Genomic DNA, 2030 nt, shown 5'->3' with positions numbered 1-2030 from the left:
TCACTATGGTTATGAAAAGGATATTTCATTGACCTTGTCCTATGTCGATATTCTTCAGGTGATTGTGGCCGCAACGGTTGGTGTGTTCGTATTGGGATACGGGATTTTATTGTTGATTCGTAGGGAAAAACACCCGGTAACCTGTTGTAGGAACAAGCTGGAGGTGTGGTTTGGACATCGAGCCAAACTCATTTCTGTTTTGATATTCATGCTCGTGTTCAGTTACTTTATGTCGAGTTACAGTACACTGAAGTCGTTGATCCCTCTGGTTGAACCATTTAAATATGATGAGTTGTTTTATCACGCAGATCGGTGGTTATTTTCGGGGAATGAACCTTGGAAATGGTTTCATCACAGCGTCAATTCACCTTACATAACATTTATTCTGAATGTCTTTTATCACGTCTGGTTTTTATTATTGTGGGGAGTGCTGCTCTACTTCTTAATATTTGCCAACAGCAACCAACGAATTCACTATGTAGCCAGTTTTCTTCTTTGTTGGGCATTGCTGGGCTCGATTCTGGCTCTATTGATGTCCTCTGCCGGTCCCGCTTTTACAATGAGGCTGGATGCGGGCAACCAGCACTATACGGAGTTGATGGCGTTACTGACTCAGCAGAGTGAGTGGCTGAAAGTGAATAGCGACTATGAACTTTGGGCTCTTAATGTACAGAATGATTTGTGGGACACGTACCTGAACAAGAAGGAGATGTTGGGAAGTGGTATTTCCGCTATGCCGAGCATGCACGTATCAATTGCGGTGCTGATGGCGTTGGGTATGTCGTCAGTGAACCGCTGGGTTGGCGCCTTATTCTGGCTATTTGCTGCGGTTATTTACATTGGCTCCTTTGCATTGGGTTGGCATTATGCCGTGGATGGCTTGGTCAGCGCGCCGCTGACGTATCTGCTTTGGCGTGTCTGCGCGAAACTAACGTTTGTTTCAGCATGAAATCCCTTTTGGCAGAAGCAAACCAAAGTGGCGAGAGTGTAGGTTCACAGTGCAGGTCAGGGAATCGGTAAAAGGCAAAAGAAGCGCCATGTGTGGCGCTTCTTTTTCGTTTTTAGATACAGCCTTAAAAATCGGCTTTTTTGACAAAGTAGGGGTTGGTATATTTTTTCTCTGGCCCGAACATTGAACGCACCAGACGATTCCAGAGGTGTCGATCAAATTCACCTTTCGGGATTGAAGGATAGAGTGTTTCGGATTCTTCTTTCGCCAGATTGATCAGCTCTTTCTTTTTGATCTGATTATATTTTTTTGCCACGCGGTTGTGTTTTTGAACCCATTCCGCTTTATAGCGCTCCAGAGCGGGTTTGGCTTTCTCAAGCGGGACCCGTGACAAATAAACGCGCTTATAAGACACTTTACGATCGATGAGAGTCCGCATGGCGGTCTGGATATACTTACCGTGTTCGGTAATAGAAAAATCCTGTTCGTCAAACAGCGTAACGCACCAGCCCTTAGGTAAGAAGTCTGGCTTTTGAAATTGCTTATTCCGCGCCATGAGCGCTTTGTGCAGCACGATATCGGACGTGCCTTTAAACGTTTTCTGCCATTTGGCGATACGCACCTGGATCGAACCAGGTAGTCGATATACGTTGGTAAATTTATCTTGATCCATTGACTTACAAAGTAACCGAAATTATTCAGGTAGTGGTTTAAGTGAGTAAACGTGTTTCAAATGAAAATTTGTTCTAACTTGTTAGCCAAAGACGTCAGAGTATGTCGAGCTTGTCGCTGTGAAGATTATTGTTATCACCGCGCAACGTGTGTGATGAACGGTGTACTCTGAAGTAAGGCGGGATTCTACACTGACCTGAGTGACGTTGACCAGTCTAAAGTGTGTAAATATCCATCGTTTTCAATCTTAAGATCACTCTTTTATCAGTAGTTTAGCCAATTAATATTGCTTTTCATCATATAAATGTCAGTAAGTTGCCAGATTCAGTGACTAAGCTGATAAAAGCTTAGCAGGGATCGGATCATCCTTTCATAACTTGAATAGTTATTTACCTGCTGACCGCAGAAA

At 43.7% G+C, this 2030-nt stretch carries 2 protein-coding genes; one reads left to right on the top strand and one right to left on the bottom strand.

All coding sequences use genetic code 11. From position 1 onward, the window contains the following. Positions 1 to 949 (top strand): phosphatase PAP2 family protein (locus CAG65_RS18840; protein WP_337247571.1); only part of this gene is annotated, 949 nt, incomplete at its 5' end. Between the two features lie 124 nt (positions 950 to 1073). Here CAG65_RS18840 and CAG65_RS18835 read toward each other — a convergent pair. Next, on the bottom strand, positions 1074 to 1622 hold the full coding sequence (locus CAG65_RS18835) for an MSHA operon transcriptional regulator (protein WP_161454616.1): 549 nt from the start codon (positions 1620 to 1622) through the stop codon (positions 1074 to 1076). Between the last annotated feature and the right edge of the window lie 408 nt (positions 1623 to 2030).

This window comes from Vibrio sp. V39_P1S14PM300, assembly GCF_009904765.1.
Classification (GTDB): Bacteria; Pseudomonadota; Gammaproteobacteria; order Enterobacterales; family Vibrionaceae; genus Vibrio; species Vibrio proteolyticus.
The sequence above is the reverse complement of the archived record's forward strand: the minus strand, read 5'-3'. Positions and strand labels throughout refer to the sequence as shown.

What these genes read in the sequence shown, in the direction of transcription:
- CAG65_RS18835 (WP_161454616.1), bottom strand. Translation starts at nt 1,622, where the DNA reads ATGGATCAAGATAAATTTACCAACGTATATCGACTACCTGGTTCGATC.